Source organism: Streptomyces sp. NPDC048496 (assembly GCF_043200055.1).
Classification (GTDB): domain Bacteria; phylum Actinomycetota; class Actinomycetes; order Streptomycetales; family Streptomycetaceae; genus Streptomyces.
In genome coordinates this window covers 83,117-90,573 of the sequence record NZ_JBICXB010000028.1, presented here as the reverse complement: position 1 = coordinate 90,573, position 7,457 = coordinate 83,117, and the positions used below count along the sequence as shown (strand labels likewise).

General features: G+C 70.2%; 8 protein-coding genes and 1 pseudogene. 7 read left to right on the top strand and 2 right to left on the bottom strand.

Features of this window, described 5'->3' with window-relative positions:
- Positions 1-206: 206 nt before the first annotated feature.
- Genes ACGFSA_RS23535 through ACGFSA_RS23525 form a run of 3 tightly spaced genes read left to right on the top strand, consistent with a single transcriptional unit; the run spans position 207 to position 2,219 of the window.
- Entirely contained in the window at positions 207-1,094 is an 888-nt protein-coding gene (locus tag ACGFSA_RS23535; protein WP_393307207.1) for an AraC family transcriptional regulator, read from the top strand.
- Positions 1,095-1,104: 10 nt separating this feature from the next.
- Positions 1,105-1,917, top strand: a complete 813-nt coding sequence (locus ACGFSA_RS23530) for an AzlC family ABC transporter permease (RefSeq protein ID WP_393307205.1) — start codon at positions 1,105-1,107, stop codon at positions 1,915-1,917.
- Positions 1,914-2,219 (top strand): AzlD domain-containing protein, encoded by a 306-nt coding sequence (locus ACGFSA_RS23525; RefSeq protein ID WP_393307203.1) that lies wholly within the window; start codon positions 1,914-1,916, stop codon positions 2,217-2,219. The genes ACGFSA_RS23530 and ACGFSA_RS23525 overlap by 4 nt, the downstream gene beginning before the upstream one ends.
- Before the next feature lie 117 nt (positions 2,220-2,336).
- On the opposite strand, the gene ACGFSA_RS23520 is transcribed toward ACGFSA_RS23525, so the two are convergent.
- Positions 2,337-3,251: a hypothetical protein gene (locus ACGFSA_RS23520; RefSeq protein WP_393307201.1), complete on the bottom strand. Its 915-nt coding sequence runs from the start codon at positions 3,249-3,251 to the stop codon at positions 2,337-2,339.
- 79 nt (positions 3,252-3,330) lie between these two features.
- On the opposite strand from ACGFSA_RS23520, the gene ACGFSA_RS23515 reads away from it, so the two are divergent.
- Together ACGFSA_RS23515 and ACGFSA_RS23510 are read left to right on the top strand one after the other, a co-directional pair.
- Positions 3,331-3,525: a DUF3046 domain-containing protein gene (locus ACGFSA_RS23515; RefSeq protein ID WP_037701444.1), complete on the top strand. Its 195-nt coding sequence runs from the start codon at positions 3,331-3,333 to the stop codon at positions 3,523-3,525.
- 183 nt (positions 3,526-3,708) lie between these two features.
- A complete protein-coding gene (locus tag ACGFSA_RS23510; RefSeq protein ID WP_393307217.1) occupies positions 3,709-4,878 on the top strand; it encodes an AI-2E family transporter in 1,170 nt (389 codons plus the stop codon).
- Positions 4,879-5,050: 172 nt separating this feature from the next.
- Here ACGFSA_RS23510 and ACGFSA_RS23505 read toward each other — a convergent pair.
- Positions 5,051-5,293, bottom strand: a pseudogene (locus ACGFSA_RS23505) (short-chain dehydrogenase); the annotation flags it as partial.
- Positions 5,294-5,560: 267 nt separating this feature from the next.
- On the opposite strand from ACGFSA_RS23505, the gene recA reads away from it, so the two are divergent.
- Complete coding sequence (gene recA, locus ACGFSA_RS23500; protein WP_393307198.1) at positions 5,561-6,691, top strand: recombinase RecA; 1,131 nt, start codon at positions 5,561-5,563, stop codon at positions 6,689-6,691.
- Between the two features lie 3 nt (positions 6,692-6,694).
- Positions 6,695-7,423, top strand: a complete 729-nt coding sequence (gene recX, locus ACGFSA_RS23495; RefSeq protein WP_393307196.1) for a recombination regulator RecX — start codon at positions 6,695-6,697, stop codon at positions 7,421-7,423.
- Positions 7,424-7,457: the final 34 nt, after the last annotated feature.

Below are 7,457 nucleotides of genomic sequence, written 5' to 3'. Positions count from 1 at the left end.
CTGCATCGAACGCGGCACCCGCCGCGACGACACCCTCGCCAACGCCTACCGCGACTGGCTAACCGCCGCTTGACAGCCAATAGGAGCATCAACGGACTGATGCCGGGGGGTGGCAAGGGTACAAAGGTGACGAGGGCCGGTACCGGACCGTGAGGATGGCCGGTACCGGACGCTGACCACGGCCGGTACCTGCGAGAATTCCGGCTATGGCGGCACCATCGGTCCCGGGGCCGACCCCGGATTCGGCCGCGGGGGAGTGGGCTAGGTACTGGCAGTACGCGGAACTGCCCGACCTCGATCTTCTGCGCGCCCGGTACGTCCGCCACACCTTCCCGCGCCACAGCCACGAGGGCTATGTATTCGGCACCATCACCCGGGGCGTTGAGGACGTCGGGTTGCCCGGCGGCACCGTGCACGCGGGTCCCGGCACCGTTGTCATGATCAATCCGGAGGTGCCGCACACCGCCCGGGCCGGGGCCCCCGAGGGCTGGGTGTACGCCACGCTGTACCCGTCCGCGCAGGCGATCAACGACATCGCGGCCGATACGACGCGGCTGCGCGGCACGGTCGGCTTCGCCGAGACCAGCGTCCTGGACCCGGAGGCGGCCCGGCTCATCGGCGAGGTGCACCGGGCGGCCGAGGAGGGCAACGCACTCGCCGCCGACAGCATGCTGCGGATCATGGTCGCGCGGCTGCTCAGCCGCCACGGCAGCGTGCTGCCCGCCCGTGCTCCCCGGTCGGCCGGCGCCCAGGGCGCGGAGCGGGCGCGTGCGGTGCTGGAGAGCCGCATGGCCGAGCCTCCGACACTGGAGACGTTGGCCGCCGAGCTCGGCACCAGCCCCTTCGCCCTGCTGCGTGCGTTCAAGAAGCAGTACGGGATGCCGCCGCACACCTGGCTCACCGATGCCCGGGTGCGGCGTGCACGGCGGATGCTCGATGCGGGCATCGCGCCGGCGGACGCGGCGGCAGAGGTCGGCTTCACCGATCAGCCGCACCTCAACCGTCATTTCACCCGGATCGTCGGGGTGCCGCCCGGCGCGTACCAGCGCGAACGCGCAAAAACGTACAAGACCGGTCCTGCTTCGTCCGCGTAGCGTTCCCGCCGTGCCAGAACAGACAGCATCCTCCAAGAGACTCGGCGAGAAAGCCGAGACCGCCGACGGTGTCACCGCCGGTGGCATCGCCGCCGTCGGCGAGGCGAAGCCGGACGCGGCCGTCATCCGCGACGCGCTCGGCGTCGGTATCGCGGTGGGCCTCTCCGGCTTCGCCTTCGGTGTCACCTCGGCGGGCTCCGGCCTGAGCCTGCTCCAGACCTGCGCGCTCAGCCTCCTCGTCTTCACCGGCGCCTCGCAGTTCGCGCTGGTGGGCGCCCTTGCCGCAGGCGGAAACCCGTACACCGCCGCCGCCGGTGCGTTCTTCCTCGGCGTACGCAACGCCTTCTACGGTCTGCGGCTGTCACAGCTGCTCGCCCTCCCGCGCGCCGTGCGACCGCTCGCCGCCCACTGGGTCATCGACGAGACGACCGCGGTGACGCTGCCGCAGCCCACCCGGCGGGCCGCACGGATCGGCTTCACCGTCACCGGACTCACCCTGTACGTGCTGTGGAACCTGACCACACTGCTGGGGGCGCTGGGCGCCGAGGCGCTCGGCGACACCGACACCTGGGGGCTGGACGCGGCAAGCCCCGCCGTCTTCCTCGCCCTGCTCGCTCCGATGCTGAAGAGCACCACGGAGCGCATCACGGCCGCTCTCGCCGTCCTGCTCGCCCTGGGGGCGCTGCCCATGCTGCCCGCGGGCGTACCCGTGCTGCTTGCCGCGCTCGCCGCACCCGCCGTCCTCTTCCTGATGGGACGCAGGAAGGTATCGGCCACGGACAGTCCGGCCAAGGACGCGACCACGACGGAGGACGCCCGATGAACGTATGGATAGCCATCGCCCTCACCGCCGCTGGCTGCTACCTCGCCAAGCTGCTGGGACTGCTGGTCCCCGCGGGGGCACTGGAACGCCCGCTCGTACAGCGTCTTGCCGCACTCCTGCCGGTGGCGCTCCTGGCGGCCCTCACGGCGCAGCAGACCTTCGGGAACGGAGAGCAGCTGGTGCTCGACGCCCGGGGGGCGGGACTCGCCGCCGCCGCACTCGCCCTGGTGGTGCGCGCACCCTTCCTGGTGGTCGTGGGAGCTGCCGTCGTCGTCACGGCCGGGGTGCGCGCGCTCGGATAGCCAACCAGGCCGGACAGGCAGCGTGCTCGGACAGGCAACGTGTAAGGGGTTCGGCCGATCGAGCCGAGCCCCTTCGCCCCGTGACGACAGCGTCGGAAGCGACCGCGCCGCCCGGTCTCAGTGGACGCTGCGGCCGTGGGCCCGCAGCGTCAGCAGCGCCTTGAGCGTCACCAGGGGGCGGCCCTCCAGGGCGGTGCCCGGTGCCCACTGCCGCCAGTTCACCGGCCAGCCGCCGTCAGCCTGCTGCTCCGCCGCCAGATGGTCGAGCGAGCGTTCCAGCTCCTCGTCGGTGAACCAGCGGCGGGCGAGCGATTCGGGGGTGCGGGCGTAGTCGTACGGGAAATGCTGCTCGCCCGGTGCGTACCCGGCCGCCACCGGGTACTCCGCACGCCGCTCCGGATCCAGTACGGCCAGCCGCTGTTCCCGTACCAGCCGCCCGAGGCGGTCCGCCGCCGCCTCCGCCCGTGCCTGGTCCGGAGCGCCGTCGAGGAAGGCGACCGCGGCTTCGATCTCGTACGGATGCGACTTCTCCAGCGCGTCGACCGCCGCCCAGCAGAAATCGGTGGCCCGGAACAGCCAGGCGTGCCACACCGCGTTGCGGTGCAGCAGTCCGACGACGGGGCCGGTGGCCAGCAACTGGGCCGGAGGGTCGTCGACGATCGGGATGAACGGCGCGGCCGGATAGCCGCGCTGCGAGGGGAGAAGTGCGGGCAGCGCCCCTCCCTTGGTCGACACATCGGTCAGGAAGCGGCAGATCCGCTCCGCCCGCAGGCCGCTGCAGCGCCCGATGGAGTCCAGGACGCTGAGCGCATGGGCCGTGTGCAGCGGCTGGCTCACAGGGCCCCGCAGATCCGGTTCGAGTGCGTGACCGTATCCGCCGTCCTCATTGAGATAGGCGCCGAGCGCGGTCTCCACCGCGTCCGCGCTCCCTCCCAGGAAGTGATGGGCGAACCGCCGCTGCTCGAGGATGCGGGCCGTGAGCCAGATGAACTGCTCGGCACGTTTGAGGGGGCTTGCTCCTGTTCCGGCCATGGACCGACCGTAGGCCGGTAAGCGCTCTCGACAATGCGTAGCCGCCCGGCTGCACTCTCAGGAGCGGGATACTGAGGTCATGCGGTTGACGATTTTCTGGGAACGGATGGCGGACCACTTCGGTGCGGGGTACGCCGACTCCTTTGCGCGCGACCATGTGATGGCCGAACTCGGCGGGCGTACGGTGCACCAGGCGCTGGCCGAGGGCTGGGAGGCGAAGGACGTCTGGCGCGGTGTCTGCACGGCGGTCGGCATCCCCGCCGACAAACGCTGACGCCGTGCCCGCGCACCGCTGGGCCTCAGCTGTTCCCGGGGTGGGCGGCCGGCTGTCACAGCCGTAGGCGAGACTGGATCCGTGGCACCGACAGACGAGACAGCCCAGACCCAGCCGCCCTTGACCCAGCCCGTCCCGCCGGCCGCGCCATCGACCCCGCCTCCCGGCAGCGGGGCGGCGCGAATGCCCGCATGGCTGCCGCGAGCCATGGTTCTCGCCCTGGCGCTCTACGCCTGCTTCCGGCTCGGCAGTTGGGCGTTCGACCAGCTCATCGGGCTGTTGATCAATATCCTGATCGCCTTCTTCCTGGCGCTCGCCATAGAGCCTGCGGTGAGCCGGATGTCGGCGCGCGGTATGCGCCGCGGTCTGGCCACCTTCCTGGTCTTCCTCGTGGTGCTGATCGCCGCGGCCGGGTTCGTCGCGCTGCTCGGCTCGATGCTCGCGGGCCAGATCGTCGACATGGTCGAGGAGTTCCCCAAGTACCTCGACTCGGTGATCAACTGGACCAACCAGAATTTCCACACCGATCTCTCCCGGGTCGAGGTTCAGGACAGCCTGCTGCACTCCGACTGGCTGCAGAAGTACGTCCGGAACAGCGCGACCGGTGTGCTCGACGTCTCGACCACCGTGCTCGGCGGGCTCTTCCGGCTGCTGACGATCTTCCTTTTCTCGTTCTACTTCGCGGCCGACGGTCCCCGGCTGCGCCGCGCCCTGTGCTCCGTGCTGCCGCCCGCCCGGCAGGCCGAAGCGCTGAGGGCCTGGGAGATCGCGGTCGACAAGACCGGCGGTTATCTCTACTCGCGCGGACTGATGGCGCTCATCTCCGGGATCGCGCACTACATCCTGCTGGTGATCCTCGGTGTGCCCTACGCCCCGGCGCTCGCGGTCTGGGTCGGCCTCGTCTCGCAGTTCATTCCCACGATCGGTACGTATCTGGCGGGCGCCCTGCCGATGCTGATCGCGTTCACCGTCGACCCCTGGTACGCCCTGTGGGTGCTCGGATTCGTCGTGATCTACCAGCAGTTCGAGAACTATGGGCTGCAGCCCAAGCTCACCTCGAAAACCGTGGACATCCATCCGGCGGTCGCCTTCGGCTCGGTCATCGCCGGTACGGCTCTGATGGGCGCCGTGGGCGCGCTCATCGCGATCCCGGCCGTCGCCACGCTGCAGGCATTCCTCGGTGCCTATGTGAAGCGCTACGACGTGACGGACGACCCACGGGTGCACGGCCGGCATCTGTGGCGGCGCGGCGAGTCGGTGCTCCCACAGCTGCGGCGCGTGGCGACCCGGGCTCCGGGGAGCGACGGTGACGCGGATGCCGAGCGGCCGAACGTTCCGGATCCGCGGGCCTGAAACGACAACCGGACGGCAGGTGGCCCGGCAGACGGCGTCGCGCGCGCCGTGCGGGAGCGCGGGTTGCGGGGGCGTGGGGGTGCGGTCCGCGGGCGGGCTCAGCGATACCCGTCACGTCGTCCGGCAGGCCCGCTTCCTGGACCTCGGGGACGTACCTCCGGGCGTCGTCGCAGACCTCCGAGGGCACGAGATGGTCCACCCGCACCGGGATCCCGTGGCCGCCCGCCTCGTCCACGAGAGCCGCGGTCTGACCGATGGTCTCCGGACGGTTCATCTCCGACCGTTGGGTCCCGGTCGTCCGCCCGCTCACGTGGACAGTCGGTCCGACGGCTCCCAGCTGAACGGCGGCGCCTCGGCCCGTACCGCGCGGCGCGTCGGCGACCAGGGCCGCTCGTTCCGTCGGCGATATCCCCATACAGCCGGAATTCAGCATGAGATCGACCACGTTTTCTTGACTCCCCAAGTGCGCGATGCTAGGGCGCTACTCTGGGGGCGGGCCGGTCCGGCGCGGTGTGCTTGACACTGAAATCGAACATCCATTCTCATGGGATTCCGGCCGGGTTTTCCCGGGCCCGACCGTGGAGTTGTCCACAGGCCGGGAGGACGTCGAGGCCCATTGTCAGTGGCAGGGGTTAGCGTCTTTGACGTGAAGCGATCGACTCAAGCAAATCGGGTGGAACCCATGGCAGGAACCGACCGCGAGAAGGCGCTGGACGCCGCACTCGCACAGATTGAACGGCAATTCGGCAAGGGCGCGGTGATGCGCCTCGGTGAGCGACCGAACGAGCCCATCGAGGTGATCCCCACCGGGTCGACCGCACTCGACGTCGCCCTCGGCGTCGGCGGACTGCCGCGCGGCCGTGTGGTGGAGGTCTACGGGCCGGAGTCCTCCGGCAAGACGACGCTGACGTTGCACGCGGTGGCGAATGCGCAGCGGCTCGGCGGCTCGGTGGCCTTCATCGACGCGGAGCACGCCCTCGACCCCGAGTACGCGAAGAAGCTCGGCGTCGACATCGACAGCCTCATCCTGTCCCAGCCGGACAACGGTGAGCAGGCGCTCGAGATCGTGGACATGCTGGTCCGTTCGGGCGCTCTCGACCTGATCGTCATCGACTCCGTCGCGGCGCTTGTGCCGCGCGCGGAGATCGAGGGTGAGATGGGTGACTCGCACGTGGGTCTGCAGGCCCGTCTGATGAGCCAGGCGCTCCGCAAGATCACCAGCGCGCTCAACCAGTCCAAGACCACCGCGATCTTCATCAACCAGCTCCGCGAGAAGATCGGTGTGATGTTCGGCTCCCCGGAGACCACGACCGGTGGCCGGGCGCTGAAGTTCTACGCATCGGTGCGCCTCGACATCCGCCGCATCGAGACGCTGAAGGACGGCACCGACGCGGTCGGCAACCGCACCCGGGTCAAGGTCGTCAAGAACAAGGTCGCGCCGCCGTTCAAGCAGGCCGAGTTCGACATCCTCTACGGCCAGGGCATCAGCCGCGAGGGCGGTCTGATCGACATGGGTGTGGAGCACGGCTTCGTGCGCAAGGCGGGCGCCTGGTACACGTACGAGGGCGACCAGCTCGGCCAGGGCAAGGAGAACGCCCGTAACTTCCTCAAGGACAACCCCGACCTCGCCAACGAGATCGAGAAGAAGATTCTCGAAAAGCTGGGTATCGGCGTCAGGCCGGACGCGGCTCTGGGCGTCGAGCCCGGTGCGGATGCGGCGGGCGGCGCTGCGGCTCCGGCCGACGGTGTGAAGTCGGTGCCCGCTCCGGCCGGCAAGGCCAAGCCGGCCAAGGCTGCGGCGGCCAAGAGCTAGACCGTGACGCGTCGTACGGAGTGGCCGGACAGCGCTGTCGGCGCCGGTCCCGGCCCAGGAGTCACCGGGCGCACGACCGATTCCGCGTCCGAGTCCGCATACGGGCCGGAGGCCGGTCCCAGTCATGGCACCGGCTCGGGCGGGCGATTCGGCGAGGGCGCGGACCGTCGTGCCCGCACCCGCTCCAGGAACAGCGGCTCCCCTTCCTCGCCGAGGGCCGAGAAGGGGGAGCCGCGAGACCCGGTCGAGCACGCGCGCAATATCTGTCTGCGGCTGCTCACCGGGACTCCGCGCACCCGCAAGCAGCTTGCGGATGCGTTGCGTAAACGGGAGATCCCGGACGAGGTGGCCGAAGAGGTGCTGTCGCGTTTCGAGGACGTCGGGCTGATCGACGACACGGCGTTCGCGGACGCCTGGGTGGAGTCCCGGCACCACGGTCGGGGGCTGGCCCGCCGCGCTCTCGTCCGGGAGCTGCGGACCAAGGGGGTGGACTCGGCGGTGATCGACGAGGCCGTCGGGCAGCTCGACTCCGAGCAGGAGGAGGAGACGGCCCGCGAGCTCGTCGCGCGCAAACTCCGCTCCACTCGCGGACTGGACCGCGACAAGCGGCTGCGCCGCCTTGCGGGCATGCTCGCGCGCAAGGGGTACGGGGAGGGGATGGCCCTGCGCGTGGTGCGCCAGGCACTCGAAGCAGAGGGCGAGGACACGGAAGGCCTGGGCGAGCCGTTCTGACAGCGTCGCTATCGGGATGTGCAGGGCTGCGTAC